The organism is Olivibacter sp. SA151 (assembly GCF_054130995.1).
Window position 1 is genome coordinate 5119302 of sequence record NZ_CP096391.1, and the last position, 24893, is coordinate 5144194.

At 39.7% G+C, this 24893-nt stretch carries 17 protein-coding genes; 6 read left to right on the top strand and 11 right to left on the bottom strand.

Going from position 1 to position 24893, the window contains the following annotated elements:
- Positions 1-547: 547 nt before the first annotated feature.
- On the top strand, positions 548-3100 hold the full coding sequence (locus M1D52_RS20935; protein ID WP_041387270.1) for a hypothetical protein: 2553 nt from the start codon (positions 548-550) through the stop codon (positions 3098-3100).
- Here the strand turns inward: M1D52_RS20935 and ruvA are convergent.
- Positions 3052-3636: a Holliday junction branch migration protein RuvA gene (gene ruvA, locus M1D52_RS20940; protein WP_130856243.1), complete on the bottom strand. Its 585-nt coding sequence runs from the start codon at positions 3634-3636 to the stop codon at positions 3052-3054. The genes M1D52_RS20935 and ruvA overlap by 49 nt on opposite strands.
- 76 nt (positions 3637-3712) lie before the next feature.
- The gene (locus M1D52_RS20945; RefSeq protein ID WP_437393450.1) at positions 3713-6010 is read right to left on the bottom strand and encodes an NADP-dependent malic enzyme; all 2298 of its coding nucleotides are present in this window, start codon (positions 6008-6010) and stop codon (positions 3713-3715) included.
- A gap of 458 nt (positions 6011-6468) precedes the next feature.
- Here M1D52_RS20945 and M1D52_RS20950 point away from each other — a divergent pair, with 458 nt between their 5' ends.
- Complete coding sequence (locus M1D52_RS20950) at positions 6469-9186, top strand: hypothetical protein (protein ID WP_013665366.1); 2718 nt, start codon at positions 6469-6471, stop codon at positions 9184-9186.
- Positions 9187-9278: 92 nt separating this feature from the next.
- Here M1D52_RS20950 and M1D52_RS20955 read toward each other — a convergent pair whose 3' ends face one another.
- Entirely contained in the window at positions 9279-9455 is a 177-nt protein-coding gene (locus M1D52_RS20955; protein ID WP_157622223.1) for a hypothetical protein, read from the bottom strand.
- 253 nt (positions 9456-9708) lie between these two features.
- On the opposite strand from M1D52_RS20955, the gene gcvP reads away from it, so the two are divergent.
- Positions 9709-12591: an aminomethyl-transferring glycine dehydrogenase gene (gene gcvP, locus M1D52_RS20960; RefSeq protein ID WP_437393452.1), complete on the top strand. Its 2883-nt coding sequence runs from the start codon at positions 9709-9711 to the stop codon at positions 12589-12591.
- A gap of 67 nt (positions 12592-12658) precedes the next feature.
- Here the strand turns inward: gcvP and M1D52_RS20965 are convergent, their stop codons facing one another.
- The 4 genes from M1D52_RS20965 to M1D52_RS20980 are packed head-to-tail and all read right to left on the bottom strand — an operon-like array spanning position 12659 to position 16450.
- On the bottom strand, positions 12659-13969 hold the full coding sequence (locus M1D52_RS20965) for a hypothetical protein (RefSeq protein ID WP_013665364.1): 1311 nt from the start codon (positions 13967-13969) through the stop codon (positions 12659-12661).
- Positions 13970-14022: 53 nt separating this feature from the next.
- Positions 14023-14553 (bottom strand): NUDIX hydrolase, encoded by a 531-nt coding sequence (locus M1D52_RS20970; RefSeq protein WP_013665363.1) that lies wholly within the window; start codon positions 14551-14553, stop codon positions 14023-14025.
- 25 nt (positions 14554-14578) lie between these two features.
- Complete coding sequence (rfbD, locus tag M1D52_RS20975; RefSeq protein WP_437393453.1) at positions 14579-15442, bottom strand: dTDP-4-dehydrorhamnose reductase; 864 nt, start codon at positions 15440-15442, stop codon at positions 14579-14581.
- 60 nt (positions 15443-15502) lie between these two features.
- The gene (locus M1D52_RS20980; RefSeq protein ID WP_437393454.1) at positions 15503-16450 is read right to left on the bottom strand and encodes a glycoside hydrolase family 43 protein; all 948 of its coding nucleotides are present in this window, start codon (positions 16448-16450) and stop codon (positions 15503-15505) included.
- 196 nt (positions 16451-16646) lie between these two features.
- Here M1D52_RS20980 and M1D52_RS20985 point away from each other — a divergent pair, with 196 nt between their 5' ends.
- Both M1D52_RS20985 and M1D52_RS20990 read left to right on the top strand, forming a co-directional pair.
- Entirely contained in the window at positions 16647-17702 is a 1056-nt protein-coding gene (locus tag M1D52_RS20985) for an endonuclease/exonuclease/phosphatase family protein (RefSeq protein WP_377613462.1), read from the top strand.
- Positions 17703-17849: 147 nt separating this feature from the next.
- The gene (locus tag M1D52_RS20990) at positions 17850-18752 is read left to right on the top strand and encodes a magnesium transporter CorA family protein (protein ID WP_013665359.1); all 903 of its coding nucleotides are present in this window, start codon (positions 17850-17852) and stop codon (positions 18750-18752) included.
- Here M1D52_RS20990 and M1D52_RS20995 read toward each other — a convergent pair whose 3' ends face one another.
- Together M1D52_RS20995 and M1D52_RS21000 are read right to left on the bottom strand one after the other, a co-directional pair.
- Complete coding sequence (locus M1D52_RS20995) at positions 18753-19763, bottom strand: 3-oxoacyl-ACP synthase III family protein (RefSeq protein ID WP_437365163.1); 1011 nt, start codon at positions 19761-19763, stop codon at positions 18753-18755.
- Between the two features lie 243 nt (positions 19764-20006).
- Positions 20007-21746, bottom strand: coding sequence for a sensor histidine kinase (locus M1D52_RS21000; RefSeq protein WP_013665357.1), 1740 nt, complete (start codon positions 21744-21746; stop codon positions 20007-20009).
- A 194-nt stretch (positions 21747-21940) separates the two neighbouring features.
- On the opposite strand from M1D52_RS21000, the gene M1D52_RS21005 reads away from it, so the two are divergent.
- On the top strand, positions 21941-22144 hold the full coding sequence (locus M1D52_RS21005; RefSeq protein WP_013665356.1) for a Sec-independent protein translocase subunit TatA/TatB: 204 nt from the start codon (positions 21941-21943) through the stop codon (positions 22142-22144).
- Here M1D52_RS21005 and M1D52_RS21010 read toward each other — a convergent pair.
- Positions 22130-23323, bottom strand: coding sequence for a polysaccharide pyruvyl transferase family protein (locus M1D52_RS21010; RefSeq protein WP_130856236.1), 1194 nt, complete (start codon positions 23321-23323; stop codon positions 22130-22132). The genes M1D52_RS21005 and M1D52_RS21010 overlap by 15 nt on opposite strands.
- Before the next feature lie 11 nt (positions 23324-23334).
- Complete coding sequence (locus M1D52_RS21015; RefSeq protein ID WP_437393455.1) at positions 23335-24864, bottom strand: oligosaccharide flippase family protein; 1530 nt, start codon at positions 24862-24864, stop codon at positions 23335-23337.
- Positions 24865-24893 lie beyond the last annotated feature (29 nt).

A 24893-nucleotide genomic window follows, 5' to 3' on the forward strand; every position in this document is an offset into this window, starting at 1 on the left:
GCAAACATTTTCATTCGAAACCGATAACAATAAATTAGTGAACTATTCGTTGTATAAATGGTGAGTAATTAGTGATACAATACACACAGTATTACTCATTATTATCGCATAATAATTGTCATACAAATGTATCTCACCAAAATGAAGAATTAGTTGTTCACAATGTTCATTTAGAATTAGGCGTGTTCACGGTGTTCACTAATACAAATTCATGTTCAGTTTGTTCAGTTTTTAAAACAAACAACACATTTATTCACAATTTTTTCACACTAATCACACTGTTCAGAACTTACTTATCAATAATTGATTGCTAGGTTATTGATGTAAAAAGATTGTTAAAAAGCTATAAAACAAAGGATTTACATATTAAGTAGATGGAAAACACTAACTGCTCTCCTACTTTACGCTCTCAAGAAAAAAAAGTGCTTTTAAATTTTGCGAAAGAAATTTTCATTTTTATTAAGCTTTCTGTTTTTGTTAACCAAAACTTTAACTCTTATCTTTATCACACGGTGCATTAACACAGTTGTTGACCAAAACAGAAAGCATGAAGATATTTTTACAACCTCATATTCAAGAGTTAAAAAATAAGGTATTAGAAATTGCGAAGATTGATAACATCATCGCCGCTGATTGCTATAAACTTGCATTGGATATCTCAACCAAAACGCACAAAACGATCAGTCAAACGACGATCAAGCGTGTATACGGTTTTGCACACGCCCGTTATGCGCCCTCTACTTTTACGTTGAATGCGCTATCGCAGTATTGTGGTTACGATAGTTGGACTGACTTCATCAAACAGATGGAGACGCAAAAAGATGATTCCAAAGAACATATTACCTGGAACGAAATCGCACAAGCTGCACATAATATCACACGTTTTACCATCCAAACAAATAAACATAAGTGTGGAATTTCCTATTTATATACCATTGAACGGCAGTCGATCACAGATCATATTCAGCGTTTTTTAGAGACCGATACCACGGGCTGCATTATCAGTGCACCTTCAGGAATGGGCAAAACGATTGGTATCACGCATTGGGTAGATAGGCAATTGGCAGCAAACCATGTAGAAAACAGGAGTAACATTTTTCTACATGTGAACAGCTCTTCGCTCTTTTTTGCTGCGGGTTTTGGATTTCATAGCAACAAATGGCTGGCACATTTACTTAATTTTCCTCAACAACAACATTTTGAAGATTTTATCTTACAGTATGAAAAGGGAGCACCGGGAAATTTTTATATCATCATAGACGACTTCAACAATAATCTTATCAATAATCGATTATTTGACATTGTTTTCAAACAACTGATTGATATGACGGTCTATCTATCCAATTATCCCTGGATGAAGATCATCATTACGCTTCGTCCCTCTACTTGGCAAAAGTACGGGCACCTCATCGAAAATCATTCAGAAATCAATAAGCTCTGGTTTACCGATTTCCCTTGCAGCAAACGCGCAAATGCCGTTAACCTACCAGCCTTTACAAGCCAGGAGATTCATGAATTAATTGACAAGATTAGCAATGCCAAGGCTATCGACACAGATTATGCCAGAAAATATTTTCCGGTAATTAGCTTGCCCTTACACTTTCAATATTACTATCAGTTAAAAGGTGATAGTCTGGGAGTTGATCAACTAAATCCGGCAGATGAATTTGCAATTGCCTCTTTATACTTACACAAGAATATTCTTAAGGGCGCATTGGCTGCTGAAAAACAGGTTATGCTCAGCCAGCTGATTGGAATGGTGAATTTTTCGGATGATCACGCATACATCAACAAAAAAGAAGCATATGCCATTATTAAAGAAAATAACAGCATTTATAGCGAACTTTTGCATGCAGGCATCCTTTATGAACATCAAGAAGAAAAAGGTACGAGAGCCGCTTACCAGATAAGGTTCAAGTCGTTAGTTCTTGCTTCCTATTTTATCACTCAGGATGTTCTCGACAAACAACATGGGCAGGTCGATAAAGCCTTGATCGATTGGGTTCAAAGCAGCCCTTATACGGATAGCATAAAACTTACATTATTAAAGTGGTTTATCATTTTTTCACTTGAAACAGGTGATTTGGATATTTTCAACCACATGCAAGACGTTGAGTTCATTGAACCCTATCAAGCTTCGCTCATTTTATTTACCTGTAGCAACCTCGATTACGTAATAAATGCCAATCCAGCGATCGGTAGCACCCTTAATCGGGCTTTTGCCAACTCAGCCTTTATTGATATCGCCCTGGACCATATACTATTGGAAACAGAATATGAGCTAGCACTTAAAAAATTGCTTCAATATCATATTTCTCCACAACAAAAAATTTTACTTCACACTTCACTAGCCTTTTTTGAATTGCTATATCTGCGTGATGAAGAGACCTTGAAACATATTGAAATATTACGTTCAATGCCTCGAGAGCATTTTGCAGACTTTTCATTGAATCCCTTGCTCATTATCGAAAATATCCACCATTATTATCGGCATAACGTTTTAAAAGAAGATGCCATTGACGAAATACGTTTATTTTGCCGTTATCCTGAGCGGAGCACAAATCTTGTACATAAACAACTTATTTATGTCTTGGGCTACATTTTGTTAAAGATTAAAACTTCCGAGGAAATCACCTTGCAATATCTTCAGATTGTAAATCAGTATGGCTTGGATATGAATAGGAAAGTGACCAGCGACTTTAAAGCCTGTATTCAGCTGGCATTCGCCGAACGATATCTAGCGATGGATCAAACAGACCTTGCTTTACAAGCAAAGGAAGAGGCTGTACAGACAAATAGCTCCCACACGATCAATCGACTACAATTAGGCTTATTGGATCTGGACTTGTTAAGAAACCAGCATAGAGATTTCTTGCACCTTGCCCGCCAATTAATATTGATTTCAAAACAGTTTAATCTGAAGTTTTACGAGGCAAAAGTCAGAGTTTATGTTCTTTCCTCATTACAAGAAGATCAAAAGAGTTTAATAGCAGAACATCAAACGGCTTTGCAAGCCTTGTTCGAGCACAGTCGATATAAACCGGAAAGTTTTTATAACCTCCGTAAGGCCTCTTTAATCAATTCCTCGACGGTAAATTGAGCGGCATTGTTTTTTTGAATTTCGGTTAGTACTTTTTCAGCTTGCGCTTTATTGAAACCAAGCATTACTAAGGCTGTAAGAGCCTCCTCAGGTACAGACTGATGTTGTGGAACCGATATCAGGGTGTCGGCACCCTCTTTCTTTAACTTGTCTTGCAGCTCTAATATAATGCGTTGCGCAGACTTAGGTCCGATTCCTTTAATGCGTTGTATTTGCTTTACATCGCCTTGGACAATAGCGGTTTGGATTTCAGTTGGCGTAATCGATGACAGAATCATTCGTCCTGTACTCGCTCCAATACCTGAAACAGACAGTAAGTGATTGAATAATTTACGTTCTCCTTCTTCTGCAAATCCATATAGTGAATGAGCGTCCTCTTTAACCTGAAAACTAACATAGAGCTTACATTGCTCACAATCCTTGATCTTACCAAATGTATACAAAGAAATGTTAACATGATAGCCGACGCCATTCACATCCAGTACCACATACGTGGGACATTTGTATGCCAGTTTTCCATTTAAATATTCGTACATTTCTTTAGGTATTAACCTTTAGTTGTTAGTATAATTACTAGCTAGTTGGTTATCACCGACTAGCTAGTTAAAAAATCTACTTCTTTTTCTCTTTCCCTACCGCTTCTTTCTCTTTGGCTTGCACGTCGACGACCGCAATAGTGACCATGTTCACAATTTCTCGGACAGAACTGCCTAGCTGTAAAACGTGCACCGGTTTATTAAGCCCCAACAAAATTGGTCCTACTGCCTCTGCTTCTCCTAACTCTTGCAATAATTTATAAGCAATATTACCTGATTCTAAAGTAGGGAAAACCAATACATTGGCGGGGCCGCCACTCAAATTGGTAAACGGGAAATTCTCTGCCAACATTTGACTATTAGTGGCAAAATTGGCCTGCATTTCTCCGTCCACTACAATATGAGGATATTTCTCATGCAGCGTTTTAACTGCATTACGCATCTTTGTAGGGATCTCCCCTTCGTTTGAACCAAAATTTGAGTAGGACAACATGGCAATTCGCGGGTCAATATTCATTTTCTTGACCGCATCATGCAGGAGTACCGTGATGTCTACCAATTCTTCTTCAGTTGGATTTTTGTTTACAGTTGTATCTCCAAAGAAAACAGGCCCTTTCTTTGTTAGCATCATATACATACCTGCAACGCGGCTACCTGAACGAGTACCAATGACATGCAGTGCCGGACGAATAGTTGTCGCATAATTTTTTGTCAAACCGGAAATCAGGCAATCTGCTTCACCGAACTCAACCATACTTGCGCCATAGTAGTTACGATCTAACATAAATTTATTAGCTTCTAACAAGGTAATACCGCGACGTTGCCTTTTTCTATAAAGTGCCTCTACATATTGTTTAAATTTTGGCGTATCGATCTCCTCCAACGGATCAATGATTGTAACATTTGGTAGGTCTAAAGCATGCTCGGAGATGATACGCTGGATCTTCTCCTTTCTACCCAGCAGAATGGGGTGAGCAATACCTTCATCTTTAACGATTTGGGCTGCTTTTAGGATTTTATAGTTATCTGCCTCCGCAAAAACAACACGTTTAGGGCTTTGCCGCGCTGCAGCACTTAAGTCGCGCATTAAGACGTCATCTAAACCTAAACGCTTTCTAAGATTTTCTTTATATGCTTCCCAATCTTTAATTTCTGCCCTTGCAATACCGGATTCGATAGCTGCCTTCGCAACAGCAGGGGCAACTTCCGTAATCAAACGCGGATCAGTTGGTTTAGGTATGATGTAGTCTTTACCAAATTTGAGGTTGTTTATATTATAGGCGAGATTTACAGATTCCGGCACCGGTTCTTTCGCCAACTTCGCAATAGCATATACCGCCGCTAATTTCATTTCTTCGTTAATACCTGTAGCTCGTACATCAAGGGCACCTCTGAATATATAAGGGAAACCTAATACATTATTCACCTGATTTGGATAATCAGAACGGCCTGTCGCCATGATAACATCCTTACGCGTTTTTACGGCCAAGTCGTACGCGATTTCAGGATTTGGGTTTGCCATGGCAAAAACAATGGGATTTTTGCTCATGGTTTTTAGCATATCGGCTGTTAGTACATCGGCCGCAGAAAGGCCGATGAATACATCGGCGTCTTTAATAGCCTCTTCTAAAGTATGAATGTTCCGATCAGTCGCAAATTCACCCTTTAATGCGTCTAGGTTTTCCCTATCTTTTCTTATTACACCCGCCCGATCAATCATCACAATATTTTCCGGCCTTGCACCTAGCGAAACATAAATACGTGAACAAGAAATAGCAGCAGCCCCAGCTCCATTAACAACGATTTTAACTTTTTCCAGCTTTTTCTTTTGTAACTCACAGGCATTGATTAAGGCAGCACCGGAGATAATGGCGGTACCGTGTTGATCGTCATGCATAACCGGAATAGACATTTCCTCTTTTAATCGACGCTCAATCTCAAAACATTCCGGCGCCTTGATATCCTCTAAATTGATTCCTCCAAACGTAGGTTCCAATATTTTAACCGTGCGGACAAAATCATCTACATTCTTGGTATCAAGTTCTAAGTCGAAGACGTCAATATCGGCAAATATTTTAAACAAAAGACCCTTTCCTTCCATAACAGGTTTCCCCCCCTCAGGTCCGATATCACCCAGTCCTAACACGGCAGTTCCATTGCTGATAACAGCCACCAAATTTCCTTTGGCTGTATATTTATAGACATCCTCTTTATTGGCGGCAATTTCCAAACAGGGATCAGCAACGCCCGGTGAGTAGGCCAATGATAAATCTCGTTGCGAATTCGTTGGTTTGGTAGGTATTACGGCAATTTTACCCGGACGGCCGTTAGCATGATAGTCTAGCGCATCTTGCTTACGATTAATTTTGCTCATTTTAATTATTTCTTTTATTCTATATTCTTTCTCATTTTTACCAACAATCGTATTTGTATGGCAAATCTGATGAAGCACCAAAGGTAGGAAGTTTTGTGAGTACTACCTAGCATTTCACCTATTGATTTGAGCAAGTGTTAAGATCATGGAAGGAAACGCGAATATATGCCCTAATCGGTATCACTTAACAGCAATGCCAGCTTAAAGCACCTATGAAGTATCTTTCGTGTAACCTTAAAGTACCTTCTCTGTAAATACATATTTTTGGCTCGTACATTTACTTCATGTCTATTTAAACCCTAGCTATGAGCAGATGAGGAGGTTAAGGATGCAGCAGTACATGATGATTAACGAGGGCCTATGATATAGTATAAGTTTTGTTAAAAATCTGTTAAAAAACAGAAGTAAATGAATAAATCGATAAATTAGCGATTTATAAAAAATTCGACAATCACTATATGAGACAGCTCAACCGATATTTACTTTTTGCTATTTTATCGTTTTACAGCCTACAAGTCTGGAGTCAATCCCGACAAAAAGGAATTAATTTAAATACCATTGTTGAAAAAACCAATACCTTAGCTACGCAGCAACCTATTGAAAAAGTTTATCTCCATTTTGACAAACCCTATTATGCTGTGGGCGACACCATATGGTTTAAATCTTATTTGACCAGTCATCATCAACTTTCGAATCTTAGTAAGGTTGTCTACATAGAGGTGCTCAATAGCCGAGATTCCTTAATGAAAACCTCCATGATTCCCAGCAATAACGGCACGGGCAATGGAAGTCTCGTTTTAGATCCGCTTATCTATAAACAGGGGAATTATCGCATTAGAGCATATACAAAATACATGATGAATTTTGACCCGGATTATTTTTTTAATAAAAATATCATTATTGGAGACGTTTTCAATAAAAGGGTAAAAACTCACGCTAGTTTTGTTGCTGCCCCTGGAGGAAAAGCAACAACTGTTAACGGCCGGATCCGCTATACAGACGAAGAAGGGAAGCCATTAATAGATAAACGGGTTTCCTGGGAACTTATGCGCGGCACAAGCAGCTTAAGCAAAGGAAGAGGTAATACTGACAAAAATGGCTATTTGCAAGTAAGTCTATCGAATGAGCAACAACAGGCTTTAAAAGACGGGATATTAAATACGTCCATCAGTTTAGACAATAACCGTTCCGTTAACACAAGTTATCAACTACGTGGGGCATTTCAGACACCGGATGTCCAATTTTTTCCGGAAGGAGGATATTTAATTGCCGATTTACCGAGTGAAGTTGCCTTCAAGTCGATAGGAGGTGATGGATTGGGAGTGGCTATCACAGGCAAAGTGGTAGATCAGCAGGGCCAAGAAGTTGCAAGCATTGAGACCCAACATCTAGGCATGGGCAAATTTAATCTAACACCTAAAGCAGATGCCGTGTACACTGCAAAAGTTACTACCGAAAATGGCGCTACGTACAGCTATCAACTTCCGAAGGTGCGGCCTTTCGGAACGAGTTTAGCCATTGATCCTTCAGACAGTTTAAACATAGCTGTGAAAATAATTTCGAATGATCTTTATCTACAACAAAATCAGAATAAAGTTTTCTCATTAGTCGCGCAAAGCGATGGTGTAATCTATTACGCAGCACAAACTCCTTTGAACAGTGCGAGCATCAATGCCTCCGTACCAAAAAATAAATTTCCGTCAGGCATTGTACAATTCACCCTACTTTCCCCTTCCGGTATCCCTTTGAGTGAGCGACTGGTCTTTATTCAACGTGCGAACGAACTTAAACTTACATTAAGCTCCGATAAAAAAAGTTATGCAGCGAAGCAGGCCGTTCAATTACATTTAAATGCGTCAACAGATAGCTCACAATCTGTTGGAACTTTTTCTGTTTCGGTTATTGACGAGTCGAAGGTTCCTTTCAACGAAAATGCAGAGACAACAATTCTTAGCAGCCTGTTGTTAACCTCAGATATCAAGGGTTATGTGGAGCAACCGAACTATTACTTCAAAAAAGTAACACCTGAAACTCGCAGCCATTTAGACATACTTATGCTGACGCAGGGGTATCGCCGTTTTGATTATAAAGATATTATCGGTGATAAAATACCTCCTGTTTCTTTCTTACCGGAACAGGGCATTGATATCACCGGCACACTCCGCCTATTAAACGGAATAGCAGTACCTAACGGCAAACTCGAATTGAGCATAGGCAATGATAAGAAAACGGTTGAAACTTATTCCGATGAACAGGGTAATTTCAAGTTTAGCAATATCATGTTTACCGACTCGGCACAGGTCACCATCAGTGCAAGGAACAATGAGAACTATAAAAATTTAAAGATCACCTTGAATGGAGATGCATTTCCTGCTATCACACCTGGTTTCACCGCACCGGACGAGATACTTAATATAGATAGTACACTAACGCCCTATCTTAAAAATAGTGCAAGACAATACCGAACCGAGCGGCTTTTAGAAGAAGTTGTTATTACGGAAAGAGTAGCACCAAAACCTCGCCATACACAGTATCCGGCTTTATCAGGCTTAAGCCCTATCCCTGACCACCTGATTGACGGCGCTCGATTCACCGGTTGTAATCTGCTTATTAATTGCTTACAGACAGCCGCAATGGGTTTAACCTTTATGGACAACAACTTTTACATCACACGAGATTATAACCAAGGAAATCGGACACCGGTACAGGTGTTTTTAAATGGAATGGCCATTGATGTGAATGGCATCAATACCGTTAGTCCGGCAGAGGTGGAGTCAGTGGAGATATTTTTACGTGATGATTTGGGCACTGTAAACAGAACCTACCAAAGCAATGGCGTATTGGTGATCAACACGAAAAAGAAACCACAAGGTACGCGCATCAGCAAGGCTGAATTGGAAAATCTTTTGCCAAAATCTAACATCGTAACGATTACACCTTTAGGCTACCAAGCTGAACGCAGCTTTTACCTACCGAAATATACGCCAACCAGTACTCCCGGAATCGATTGGCGTACCACCGTTTATTGGAATCCGGATGTTATTACCGATAGTCAAGGGAAAGCGAGTTTCCAATTCTATAATGCTAGCGGCCTAGGCACTTATAAAGCTGTGGTAGAAGGAATCGATGAGAACGGCAATATCGGGCGGGCTGTTTATCGTTACAAGGTGGAATAAAGCAATCATCAATGTGATAATCGCATAAAGTGGTTCATAACCTTGCAATTACAGCCAGTGAGTAGTTAGCCAATATGCAAATGTTGTATTGGCTAACGTTCTCTTTTTTTTCCGATTAAAAGTAAACCACATACACCTGCACAGGTAGCTAGCCCATAGATTAGAAAAACTAGTATACCGGGTAATTCAGGATGCAGCATCATGTAAATAATTCCAATAAAAGATATAAACCCGGAAACCATCGCGATCAGTGGTAACGATTTTTTCATACTTACTCTCTTCGATATTCAAAGCTAGGTAAAATCTTTTTAACAGCGTCCATTCTTTAATTTTATCGCCACATAAAAATGACAAAGCGTGTATAGATAAGCTATGTTAATGACTTGCAAATGAAGGGCATTTTGTCTATGTTTGTGCCCTTAAATGAAGAGATCTTAAATGGGTAACAACCAGCTAAATCCCTCTTAAACAGCTTTATGCTCTGTTACTTAGATTGAAACTGCGTCTATAATTCATACATGAATGAACTTAAACATAAATTTTCAAGAGAAATTTGAGGAACGCCATATTGCGCCGAATAAGCAAGATGTTCCTGAGATGCTTAAAACTATTGGCGTTAATAGCATCGATCAGTTGATTGATGAAACCGTTCCAACTAAAATTCGTTTAAAAAGCCCGTTAAGCTTACCACCGGCTTTAACTGAAACGGGATATTTACAACGATTGAAGCAAATTGCTTCTAAAAACAAAGTGTTCAAATCTTACATCGGCCAAGGATATTACGATGTGATTACACCCAGTGTTATTTTGCGAAATGTATTTGAAAATCCTGGCTGGTATACACAATACACACCTTACCAAGCTGAAATAGCACAAGGCAGATTACAGGCGTTATTAAATTTCCAAACGGTTATCATTGACCTTACCGGTATGGAAATAGCGAACGCATCCTTACTAGACGAGGCGACTGCTGCAGCAGAAGCGATGTTTATGCAGTATAGCCTACGTAAAAATAAAGATGCCGATACTTTTTTTGTATCGGAGAATGTTTTTCCACAAACCTTAGATGTATTAAGGACACGTTCCGTTTCTTACGGCATCAAACTTTTAGTTGGTGATCATACTTCGATCGAATTTAATGAAAATATCTTTGGAGCTTTAGTCCAATATCCGGCTGGCGACGGTAAGGTATTTGATTACCGCAGCTTTGCTGAAAAGGTTCATACACATCAAGCAACTTTGAGTGTTGCGGCCGACCTGATGAGCCTTACCTTGCTAACGCCACCGGGAGAATGGGGAGCGGACATTGTGGTTGGTTCCTCACAACGCTTTGGTGTCCCTATGGGTTTTGGCGGTCCTCATGCAGCTTTCTTTGCAACAAAGGACGCTTATAAACGTAATATTCCCGGTAGGATTATCGGGGTCACCATCGACTCATCGGGGAATTACGCGCTGCGAATGGCTTTACAAACACGTGAACAGCATATTCGACGGGACAAAGCTTCCTCTAATATTTGTACGGCGCAGGCGCTTCTTGCTATTATGGCGGGGTTTTATGCCACCTATCACGGACCACAAGGCTTACGCGCTATTGCAGAAAGAATTCATGGACTAGCCGTGCTTTTGTCTAATACACTTACATCGCTTGGCTATAGACAAGAGAATGAGGCCTATTTTGACACCCTAACCTTCCATCTTGGTGATTTATGTAATCCGTTACATGCAGAAGCGCTGAACCATGAAATGAACTTTCACTACCAAGGCGAAACCGTCCATATTTCATTAGATGAGACTACCAGCTTGGAGGATATCAAAGAAATTGTTCGTGTTTTTGCGAAGGTAAAAGCAAAAAATTTGGCGGATGTTGAATTCAAAACATCAACACTGGAAAGCGTAATCCCAACCGCGCTGCAACGTACCTCGGCCTATTTAACGCATGAAGTGTTTAACACGCACCATGCTGAGCACGAAATGCTACGCTACATCAAATCGCTCGAAGCTAGAGATTTATCGCTCTGCCATTCGATGATTCCACTGGGATCTTGTACGATGAAGTTAAACGCTACAACCGAAATGATACCTGTATCTTGGGAGTCGTTCAATAGAGTACATCCTTTTGCCCCCATCGATCAGGTTGGTGGTTATATGCAAATGCTTGACGAGCTAAACCGGTGGCTTTCTGCCATCACCGGCTTTGCTAAAATGAGTTTTCAGCCCAATTCGGGTGCACAAGGTGAGTATGCAGGTCTCATGGTTATCAGAGCATACCATGAAGATCGAGGCGACCATCACCGCAACGTCGTGCTCATTCCATCGTCTGCACATGGTACCAACCCGGCCTCTGCTTCGATGGCCGGCATGAAAATCGTTGTTGTAAACTGTGATGAGCGTGGTAATATTGATGTGGCCGATTTGCAATCCAAGGCTGAACTGCATAAAGATAATTTAAGTTGTTTGATGGTTACCTACCCATCTACCCATGGGGTATTTGAAGAATCGATTATCGATATTTGCCAGGTTATCCATGCAAATGGCGGTCAAGTATATATGGATGGTGCCAACATGAACGCGCAGGTTGGTTTAACAAGTCCTGCAAGTATCGGCGCAGATGTTTGCCACCTCAATCTTCATAAGACTTTTTGTATTCCGCACGGTGGTGGTGGCCCCGGGATGGGACCTATTGGTGTTGCCGAGCATTTAGTACCCTTCTTACCTGGCCATGAAGTGGTTAATATTAATGAAGGCAAGTCTATCTCTGCCGTTGCAGCAGCACCGTTTGGATCAGCTTCTATTTTACTTATCTCGCATGCTTATATCGCGATGATGGGTGCCGACGGCCTAACCAATGCTACTAAATTTGCTATTCTTAATGCCAATTATATTAAGGCTAGGCTTGAACACGATTATAAAATATTGTATGCAGGCGCTAATGGCCGATGTGCCCATGAAATGATTCTCGACTGTCGAAGCTTCAAGAGTTATGGTGTTGAAGTAGGCGATATTGCTAAACGCTTAATGGACTACGGCTTCCATGCACCAACGGTGTCTTTCCCTGTTGCCGGTACGCTTATGGTAGAACCGACAGAATCAGAGCCAAAAGCAGAATTAGATCGTTTTTGCGATGCACTTTTGGCTATCAGAAGGGAGATTGCTGCCATTGAGTTGGGAGCGGTGGATAAAAACGAAAATGTATTAAAGCATGCGCCACATACTTTGGCAGTAGTTAGTGCCAATGAATGGAATAGACCTTATACAAGGGAAGAAGCCGCATATCCTCTCCCTTATGTTGCTACACATAAATTCTGGCCGGCAGTAGGAAGAGTGAATGATTCTTATGGTGACCGCTCTTTAGTATGTTCTTGTCCTCCTTTAAGTGAATATGAGGAGGCAGCAGCGAGCTATTAGGATATAGCGGTTAGGTATTAGCTATTAGTTGTTCGCTAATGGCTAATACCTAAATGCTAACAGCTAATTAAACCGTTTTCACAAAACGTTCGTCGTAATTTTCTATATCAATAATATAATGGTTTTGAATGAGGAAATCAAAGAGTGGTTTGGCTTCCGGAGATACCGGCATATTTTGAGTAGTTATGATTTCATTGTTTTTTCTATCTAGATAAGGATAAACATACAGCTTTACGTTTTTACTGAACATGCCACTCACGTAGGCTAACAACTCATCAGCATAACTTTCACCGTAGTTTTTGGAGTTGAAGATATTACGAAGATTGGAAATATTGGTAGAAATACCGACATTGTTTGGTTTAAACTGGGCAAGGAATTCAGCCAATTTATGATTTCTCGTGAAATTAGACACCAGAATATGATTCCCTGTAGCACATAGTTCTTCAGCTCGCTTAGCGAAATATTCCAAATCTTCGTTACTCAGGACGGGATGATCCTCCAACGCGTTTGACATCAGCACCTCAATCATAACAAGAAGATTTTTATCCTTGATTCCCAGATTGCGCTTAAACTGATCAACAGCCAAATTGAATAAATCAAAATTTGGATTGGATTTCTGTTTATATTTTGTTCTCAGAATAATAACATCCTTTTTGTAAAGAAAGTCTTTTGCCTGATGTGCATGCCCCTCTTCGTCGAAGATTGCAGCCCGTGAGAAGCCTTTAGCGATGAGGTACAAATTAACCAACCGTTCACTCACATTTTTAAATGCAGATCCATTCAGCTTAACTAAGTCGATTTCAACCGATCCCGCAGCTAAATTGTCCACCAGGCTTTCAATCATCGTTTGTACATCATGAATATAAAAATAAGCCGCGAATACAAGATTAACACCTAATACCCCTAAAACTTTTTGTTGCAATGAAGCGTCGCTATCTAAGAGGCGTACATGAAAAATAATATCATTTGGCTCCCCTCCTACTTCCGATTGAAAGCGAAGTCCAATCCACCCATGTGGATCGTTCGTTTTACTAAAATTCAAGGTAGTTACCGTATCGGCAAAGGCAAAGAACTTACGATTCTGATATTTAGGCCCTTTCAGTCGATCGGTAAGCAGCTGGTATTCATGATCGAGCATCTTCTCCAAACGCGAACTACTCACATAGCGTCCGTTTGCCTCAGCGCCATAAATGGCATCGCTAAAAGCCATATCGTATGCACTCATAGTTTTAGCGATGGTTCCCGACGCCGCTCCAGCGGTGAAAAAATTTCGTGCTACTTCCTGTCCGGCACCTATTTCCGCAAAAGTGCCGTAGATCTGTTCACTTAAATTAATTTTTAGCGCTTTACGCTTATTTTCCAAAATCTCTCTTGCCATGGGGCAAAGGTAAAGATTTAGTTAAGAGTTCTAAACGATGAATGAGGAGTTTTTTACAACTCATAAAGCGCATAAAAGAGTGCTGCTGTATGAAGCGCTTGGCCAATCTTATTTTCTTTTAGCAACCTTTTGACGTCATCAACTGAATAAAGCAAAATCTCAATTTCTTCCTGATCATCCAAAGCCTGTTCTTTCACCTTCACACCACCCTTAGCCACATAAGTTGTCGTAATATTAGTGCTCGTGGCAGGGTTAGGATACAAATCCACGAGTTTTTCCATTGTCGTGAAAGCGTAGCCGGTTTCTTCCAGCATTTCGCGTTTAGCAGCAGTCAGTGCATCTTCACCTTCATCGATGACTCCTCCCGGTATTTCCAAAAACTCTTTACCGGCGCCATGGCGATATTGCCTTACTAAGATTATTTCGTTTCTTTCAGTAAATGCTACCACATTTACCCAATTCGGATATTCCAATACATAATATTCCGGCACGATATGGCCATTAGGCATTTCGCACGAATCTTTTCTTAAGACGGCCCAAGGGGCCTTTACTAAATATTCGGATGTTAGGGTTTTCCACTTCATGTGTTTAAGATAGATGGGAGGCGTATTAGTTTTGAATTTCTTTTAACCGTTGTAAGCAGTTTTTTAGGCTATCCCGCCAATTCGGTATAACCAAATTGAATTGCTTTTTTATTTTTGATTTATCCATTACAGAATACGCCGGACGCTTCGCTTTTGTAGGAAAATCAGCAGTTTTAATCGGAAACAGGTGGATATTGGTATTGCTCAATTCAAAAACGGCATAGGCAAAATCGTACCAACTTGCAACTCCCTCATTGCTATAATGATAAAGACCGTATTCATCTTCTGTAATATTGTTATCAATAATTTTGCATAAGACTTCGGCCAAGTCGCGTGCATAAGTAGGAGTTCCGACCTGATCTGCCACTACCTTGAGTTCCTCGCGATCTTGAGCGAGTCGCAGCATCGTTTTAACAAAGTTATTGGCATACTCAGAATATAACCAGCTTGTACGGATAATAATATGCTTATTCCATATTTGCTGAATGGTCGTTTCGCCATCTAACTTAGTTTGTCCATAAACACCGGTCGGATTGGCAATACTCGTTTCCTCTAACAGACCCGTTTGATTACCTTCAAACACGAAATCAGTAGAAATATGAATTAAAATTGCATCGAAGCGTTTGCATAACCTAGCCAGGATACCCGGTGCTATCGTATTGATTTTACTTGCTTCCTCTTTTTCATCTTCCGCTTTATCAACGGCGGTATAGGCCGCACAGTTGATAATATGACTGGGGTTATACTGAATGAACCATTGCTCCAATTGAGCTTCATTACTAATATCGGCCTCTTTCGATGATAAAAAAACCATGGCCTTATCTTTGCAAACGGATTGCAAGCACTGCCCCAGTTGCCCCTGGCCTCCTAGTACTATAATTTTACTCATTTTTTTATTGACAATTAAACCTGTATCTCTTCTTCGATCATTATATGTATAAAGAGATAACTATTTAGTCATTACTACGGGTTTTATAAAACCATTTTCGTCAAAATACATTCTATCTATACAGGTAACGCGATGGTGGGCACTCGTTTCTCCTAAAGGACGACGGTGATAAACGATATACCACTCGTCTTTTCCTTTTCCTTGTATGATGGAATGATGTCCTGCGCCTGTAGCAATAGCGGGGTCCTGCTGTAAAATTGTTCCGATTCGTTTGAAAGGGCCGAAAGGCGAATCGGCTATCGCATATGCTACTTTATAGTCGGGCCCGGTCCATCCACCTTCCGACCACATAAAATAGTATTTTCCATTTCTAACGAACATAAAGGGCCCTTCGACATAGCCTTCCGGTGTTACTTCCCTATAGGTAGTGCCATCTTCAAAAGGAGCAATCCCGGTAAAATCATCTTTTAATTTTACCACATTGCAATGCCCCCATCCCCCATAGTACATATAATAAGTTCCATCAGTATCTTTAAAGACGAATTGATCGATTGGTTGAGCGCCATTCACGATTTTATTGATTAGGGGTTTGCCGAGTAAATCGCGATAAGGGCCCTGTGGTTTTTCAGCCTCCGCCACACCAATTCCACCAACTTCGCCTTCATGAACATCATTTGCGCCAAAAAACAGGTAATATTTTTTATCCTTCATTAAAACAGCTGGCGCCCACATTGCCTTTTTTGCCCACTTTACCGCAGCAGTGTCAATTATTCCGGCGTGTTTTTTCCAATTTTTCAAATCTTTGGATGAGAACGCGTCCATAAACACCTGTTCTTCGTAAGGCGCTGAATAAGTTGGAAAAATCCAATATTCATTGCCATATCTAATACCTTCGGGATCGGCATACCAACCATCGAAAATCGGATTTGTTTGCGCTTTACCAACTGAAGCGGCTAAGAAAAAGCTTAGTAAAAGAAGTGCTGCGTAATAGCGATAAACTCGAATCATTTCAATCAATATTATCTGTTTAAGATTTCAATAAATAATGTGCCTAAAAGTAACAAATTAATGTGACTATCCTTTATATGCTAAATCGATTTTCTAATTTAAATCGGGCGGCAAAGAGTTTAAGCAGCTGAAAAAGAAAAATTTTTATTCATTTGTTTTTGTTCTTATGTTTGACTATTAACAGCATATACTACCTATGAACGTTTTTATATATAGTCTCTCTTTATTAACTATTTGTTTTACCCTCATTCCCCTTATTAAACACGAATATTGGATTTTTAGGGTTTTCGATTATCCGCGATTGCAAAAACTAGTATTGACAGCCATTTGTTTTGCACTATTACTTGGTTATTTTGACCGTTCGGTAATCTTTGACTGGATTGCACTTACCGTAATCATGATCAATGGCATTTACCTATCGTCACAAATTATGCCCTTTACGCCGCTTGCAAAAAAGCAGGTATTATATGCCAAAGGCAATATACAAGAGCAATCGGTGAGTTTAATGGTATCTAACGTTTATCAAGACAATAAAAACACTGCAGGGTGCTTAGGAGAAATAACCCGGGCTAATCCCGATGTTGTTTTATTGCTTGAAACCAACAAGCGATGGGACCTTGAGACACGCAGTTTATCCCAAGAATATCCTTATCATGTACGCGTGCCCTTAGAGAATACGTATGGCATGCTGCTATATTCCAAATTACCATTGTCAGCTACCAAGATCGGCTATTTGGTTGAAAAGGACATTCCTTCGATTCATTGCGTATTAACGCTCCGGAGTGGACTTGAGGTGCAATTATATGCTGTGCATCCTACTCCCCCTGTGCCGAATGAAAACCCACGATCTACGGAACGGGACAAAGAACTGTTGCTAATAGCAGAGTTAGCTAAACGAAGCAGTAGACCGGTTATTGTCATCGGCGATCTAAATGATGTAGCATGGAGCTATACAACGGAATTATTTTTAAAAATGAGCGGATTACTCGATCCACGCCGCGGCAGGGGATTTTACAACACGTTTCATGCACATTATCCCTTTTTGCGTTTTCCACTTGATCATGCCTTTTTCTCGACAGATTTCAAACTTAGGGAGTTGAAACGACTATCGAATTTTAATTCTGATCATTTCCCTATCTTTATAAAAATACAATATGAAGCAAAGGCTTCAGAGCAACAAGAGGCTTTGATACCCGATGCCGAAGACATACAGGAAGCAACAGAGAAAAAGCAAGAGCCGACAGAAATTTAAAACGAGCGAGTTTAGTTGGTTTATCAAAAAACGATGAGGTAAGGAATGATGTTAAGAAAATACTATATGCTACAGCATGTAGAGAACGACATGAATAAACCAAGCTTATAAGCGGGTTTCATGGCCATTAAAAGACAATTTATTCTAATGAAAAAAATATTCGCATCAAGGGATACGCACGGTTTCGATTGGATCGATTTAACAGATCCTTCTATGGAAGAAATCCTGGACATAAGCAAACGATTTGCATTACATGAAACATCTATTAAAGATTGTATGCAGCCCGACCACTTACCGAAGCATGAAATCGTAGACGGCTATACCTTCATAATCGTCCGAGTATACACACAGGACCCCATGAATGACGCGGATACCATACAGGAATTAACAAATAAAATTGCCATTTTTTATACTTCCGACTATGTCATCACTGTTCATAGAACTGAACAACCTCTTATCGCCGACGTTAAAGCCAAAGCGATAGATGCAGGAGGCTGTAAGGACACCATATGCATAGTAAACCGTATTGTACGGGCGTCCTTGCTTACTTTTGAAGAGCCTAGCGTGAAGTTGGCACAGTCGTTAGATTATTTTGAAGAGAATGTTTTCCTGAAGCAGCGCAAGGCACCCGTTTTAAGAGGGCTTTATTATGTAAAACGAAAAGTCGATGTGATCAAACGTCTCTTGATCTTGTCTTATGAGATTATCGATAAAATAGATACTCCCAAACAACGAAATATCTATACCCGGGATTTACGGGATCAATATGTGCGAATGCAAAATATATACGACAATCTTTCAGAGAATACCGCACAGCTTCTATCGGCTTACTTTTCCATCGCTTCCCATAGAACAAATGAAATCATGCGCATATTAACGATCTTCTCTGTTTTTTTTATGCCATTAACGTTTATAGTAGGGATATACGGCATGAACTTCCATTATATGCCGGAACTTAACTGGCACTTAGGGTACCCAATAGTAATGCTTGTCATGGCGATTATCACCTTAGCCATTTATTTTTGGTTCAGAAAAAAAGGATGGCTATAATTATAGATTTTTTGAAACTTCGATTAATCCGGCAGACCAGGACAAGCCAACGCCGAAACCGGCAACAATAATGGAGGCCTTTTCTTCTGTTAGATCCTCCTTGCAATAGTTTTTCAATGCAATGGGTATGGTAGAAGAAACGGTGTTTCCACCATCACGTAAATTGATGTAGAACTTTTGAGGAGATATTGTTAAGCGTTCTCGCATCACTTTTAACATGTGGGCATTTGCTTGATGAAAAATAAACTGCCCAACGTCCTCCTTCTTTACAGCGTTGAGCGTAAGAACTTCCTCAATAAAAGGAGGCACCACAGTACTGGTGAAACGGAATATTTCGGGCCCGTTCATATAAAGATTATTTTCCGTATAAATATTGCCTCTACCATAAAGGTGCTCCACAGCTTGGCCATCAACAGGAAATCGAGTACCACCGTTCTTAACGATTAATTTATTATACCCCTTTCCGTCGGTACCAAATTTGAATTTATGGATTCCGTTGTCATCATTTGACGAAATAACGGTTGCGCTTGCCGCATCGCCAAAGATCGCTCGATTAGACCGGTCTTTCCTATTGATATATTTTGAATAGGTATCTGTTGTTACCAATAACACGTGATTGGCTTGGCCGCTTTCTATGAAAGCTTTCGCCATACTCAAGCCATAGGTATAACCCGAGCATCCCAAATTGAAATCAAAAGCGCCCACTGTCTTATTAAGAGCCAGGCGATCCTGCAATATACAAGCCGTTGACGGCATAATATATTCGGGGCTTTGGGTACAATACAAAATATAATCGATTTTAGCCTTATTAATGCGTTTAAAAAGTTTTAGGCAAGCTTTTTCGGCTAGGTCCAAAGCGGTTTCATTTGTTCCGGCAACATACCGACTACTTATACCTATCTTATATTCAAACTTAGAAAAATCATAATCCGGAAATTCCTCACTAAGATCTTGGTTGGTAATTTTTTGTTCTGGAAAATAGTATTCTATCGCTTGTATTCTAGCACCCATAAAAGGTTTTATATTAACAAAATTTCAATAAAGAGTGCAAACCTACTCCTTTTCAGGGTATTTTCCACACAACCGACAAAGAAAATTACATAAAAGTGGCGGAGAAAAATGGCTTTAAATCAAACCCTGAAACGGTATTTGGTTCAAAAAATCAACTAAACACATCAAACAAGATATTTACAACGGATGACGTTGTTTATTTAATAAATAAGAGAGTCTTTTGTATTTTTACTATTCAATTGATCAAACGTTAGCTGATTTAAAGGGAATACGAAAACTAAACGTAGAACCTTTTCCCTCTTCACTCTCTACGTAGATGTCCCCATGTTGCAATTTAATCAGCTGGTAGCAGATATACAGGCCCAAACCGGTGCCAGGCCTTGCATTTTCCTTTCCCGCTTGATAATATTTAGTGAATAATTTGGTCTGTTGTTCTTGCGGAATGCCAATACCGGAATCTTTAATACGTACCGTAAGTTCCTGCATACCGTCTTGCTCACCTTTTTTCATTGTGCAATACACCTCCACCCCTCCAATGTCCGTATATTTAATGGCATTCCCAAGTAAATTGATGACCACCTGCTTCAGTCGAAAAGGGTCGCCATAAACCATCTCGTCCTGAGAACCGTCAAAACTAAAATTTAAGGATATATTTTTCTTAATGGCTATGAAGCGCATGGTTTCTACCGTTTCCTTAATTTCATGAAATGGAGTAAAAGAAACAACTTTAAGTACTTCTGACTGTTGGCTTTCAACTTTAGTCATATCCAAAATATCATTCACGGTATCCATTAACATATCTGAAGAAGCTTTTATTGAGCTTACCATACGGTTCTGCTCAGCGGTCAGCGGTGTATTTTTCATCAAATAAACGAACCCGGTTATCGCTGTCAACGGATTTCGAATTTCATGGCTCATTGTAGCAAGCATTTCCGATTTCTGTTCCGCAAGCGCAATAGCACGAGCGTTTTCAACTTTATACTGATCTTCTGCTTTAGCAGCTTTTTTGATATAGAACAAAAGAAGCGCAACAAAAATCAGCACCATGATAGTGGCAGTAATCGTAAAACTGTCTAAATCATCAACAGCTTCTTCATATTGAGCTAAGGTTTCCCGTTGATTTCTTTCCCAAGTCAATAAGTAATTATCTTTGATTTGATCGATAAGCTGCCGTAATTGTATGATGAGTGATAAATTCGAAGATATGAGCTGTTGTTGAGATTGAGCAAGTAATGTATGTTCTTTGCTTAACCTTTCCAAGAGCTGTTGCTGCCCTTTTTCATTCTGAATTTGCAACTCTCTTGCAATCGAATCCCGCACAGCATTTTCCCGCGCAACGAGTAGTAACTTTGTACGAAGTGTATCTGAACCCGGGGAGAAAACTTGCCTTAAACGTTTTAAGAACCCTTTTTTCTTGACCGCTGACGCCACTTCCCTTATGATGGTATCTTGCTCCGCATTTCGGCGTATTTGTCTTCTTTCCTTAGCTATCCTAACTTTGCTGTTCCCAAAAATATTTTCATCCGTACTTTTTATCAGTAAAGAGTCGAAACTTTTCTTTAGCGCGAAAACTTTGAGCGAAAGATCCAGCTTTCCATCCACATATTTTTTAAATTCTCTTTCGTCCAATGAATTGCCTAGACTGTCCGCCAATATTGGATATTCGTGCAAAATAGTATCGATTTTAGCAAAGACGCTCAATACTTTTCGTTGATACTCATCGAGTTTATCACCATAGCCGTAAAGACTAGCTTGCTGAAAGTCATTTTCGGCGCTACTTAGCTCCAGTAAGACATTACTTATTTCGCCTGTTTCGGGAGGTGCTTTAAGTTTTACGCTTAAATAAGCCAGCTTCTCTGCAATGGAGTGTCTTAAAAGAAGCGAACCGGCCGTGAGTAAAAACACAAATATTAAGAAGACAAATAGTAGTCTTTGTAGAATACCGGAAGTCTTCTCTCGTTTTCTTTGCACCTTAAACTTCATAGATCATCATTCTATTTATCCCCTTCTTTTCTGCCACCTATAATGACGCATTCCCGTATACCAACCTACAACATACTACTCCCCATATGATCCAAATCGTTAACGGGTCTCCTGTTTACCAATCCTAATCTTATTTTAATCTGTATCTAATATTAGACAGGTTAACTTTGCAAAGTTAAACTAAAAAATATATTATGCTTTATTCAATATTACTAGGTGTCATTGGCGGGCCTGAATTGGGTGTCATTGTTATTGCATTGTTATTGCTCTTCGGCGGCAAGAAAATCCCCGAACTGATGCGTGGATTGGGGCAAGGCGTACGTGCCTTTAAAGAAGGACAATATGATGAAAAGCCAACACCCGAGCCTGCAAATAAGGAGGAATCAGCTTCTAAATAAAAGTGTAGCCATGAGATTGAACGACTCTTCTATCGCAGCAAACTGCTTGTTCTTTGATTCTATCAAGTCTTGTTTCGGAACTTTGATCGCTTTTAGATATTGATCATAGAGACTTTCAATGGCTACAACATTTTGCAGATTCTCCACCCCCCAAGTACCGAGATAGCTATTTAGCTTTTTAACATTTATTCCGACGTAAGGAACCGCATAACTCATGGCTGTTATGGCGCCGTGTAAACTGGTACCGATGTAACATTGCGCATTGGCAATTAAATACATAATGTCCCAAATAGTAACGTCGTTAAAAAATTGAGCATCGCCGTCCAAATGAGGGAAAATCAATTGTAAAGCTTCGTCATCATTATGATTTGATGCTTTTCCTATCGGGCATAAACAGATGTCTGCCCCGGTTTCATGGTGAATAGCATTTAGAAGTGCAGCTATTTTTTCCTCTTTTTGTTTTGCGTGATTTCGATTAATCTGAAAAAACACATATTTCCCTTTTTTTAACGCCACAAAATGCCGCACATCAATATTTACCAATTCGTCCAGGTGTTCAATAGCGTAAAATTTAGACATAAGGATAGCCGAATCAGGGTATAATTTAGTCTCGACCCCCTTATTTTTCAGATTTTTCCGGGTAATGGTGTCTCGCACGGAAAAATAGTCGACATTCTTTAGTTTCTGCTGTAAGCCCTCTATTTTAGTGAAAATTTGCTCTGGTATTTCCGAACCACCCAGTGAATTGAACAAGACGTGATCAACGCTCTTAAAATCTGTTTTATTGAACACAAAAGGAAGCACCGTTTGTCCTTTCAATTTGCGTTTCGCCCATTTATTAAGGTCAATAAACTTCTCTAAATGATGCTGGTAACGCCTTATTAACCGATACCTTTCATTCAAAGCCACCAACAAAGAATTCCAAGTGACTGCGATAGCCTCGCCTCCCGCAACGATGATATTGGCTCTTTCATTGTTCGCATTACACGCACGATAAAATGCCTGTATATCTTGAGTTGGTTTTCCTCCCAAATCGCTTAAATCGCTTTCTATCATTCCAAAATATCCGATATCTAGCGGGTGTCCATATGTTTTTAATTGTTGCTCGATGATAATCGGGAATAATAAATCGCCGTAGTTAAATCGGTCAAAAGCCCCTATAATTAATATTTTATTCATTTGTTAGCAATTTAGCCGGTTATTTTCTGTTTTATCTTGTCCATAAAATTACGCATCAATATTTTTTCATCTGCACATAAACCGAAAAAATAGATGCTCAATCCAAAAACAAATCCCGTGAGCGGGATCGTAATTAAAAATCGATAATGATAGTGGATATATTTTGTTGCCAATACGCCTACGAGTAAAACTATTATTAACGGAATAACTTCCCGATAGACTACTCTTGACAAGTAAGTGCGAATGGATAAGCCTCCTAAATGTCTTAAAAAGAACATTCGTAGCACACAGGCTATGAATTCAACAACGGCATAACTTATGATGACAGCATATACCGGGTAATGAAGTGAGAGTAAAATATAAGCAATTGGCAAATTTAATAGCAACGTAGTACCTACCACTATCTGATAATATTTAATATTGCCAATAGCTTGTGCTGCCGATTGCAAACCGATTGTTAATTGATTGATCAGGGTAGCTATGAGAATAAGCTGACAGAAAACGACCGTATGTGGTGGTACATTTTTCAACCAAAGTTTCAGGATCGCTTCCATTTCAAAACAAGCCGGAACGGCAATAAGCGCGAGCAAGAAAAAGCCGAATTTGCTGGCCATCATAGCCAGACGTAACATTCTCGGCCGATCATTGGCCCCTTCGCTTTTCATAATTTGAGGATTGAGTGCTCGCAGTAAGGTTGCGGAAAAAAAGTTAAGTTGGGCCGCTACTTGATTAGCGATCCCATACGCTGCATTGATAACGGCCCCTAAAAATATATTCAAGAGGATGGCTAGACCCTGTGTTCTTCCTAGCCCACATAGTGTACCCAATAGGTTCCATCCGGCGAAAGTGGACAACTCCTTTAATAATGGCTTATCAGCTTGTACTGTAATTCCACTTAAAGAACAATCAGCATACTTTCGTAAACAATAAAAAGCATAAAGTAAGAAACTGACAACACTAACGAGAGCGGTAAGTGCCCCGTAAACCATTAGTCTGTCATAAGAAAGCACTGTTAATAATAAGGCAATTCCCAACTTCAATAATGTTTCTATTACATTCACGACAGCCACCCAGATCATGTTCTCATGAGCAATTAAAGCCCCATTAAAAGGAACAACCACTACATTAAAAAAAACGGTGGCCGCCATAAAATGATAGACAAAGCGTGTTGCTTCCAGTCTATTCGCCGGAATATTCAATGTTCCGTTAAACAAGAACAAACCCGCGATTTCCAGAGCGGCTACGATAATAATAGCAATTACAATATGTAATAGCATACTATTACTAAACACACGTTTTTGCATCGCTAAGTCGCCCGCCCCTTGGTAAAATGACAAAAAACGCTGTGTGGATGAGGCCATGGTGGTATTGAGGAAGGACAACATCAATACAATACCCGCAACCAAGTTAAACAAGCCGTAATCAGTACTTCCAAGTATATCTAGTACTATTCTTGTCGTATAGAGCGTTATGCCGGTAGTAACCAACATTCGTAGGTAAAGTATGGATGTATTAAGAGCTACTCTATTCGCTGCACGCATTTGTTAGTTTTAGTTACCTTTGTGTTGGC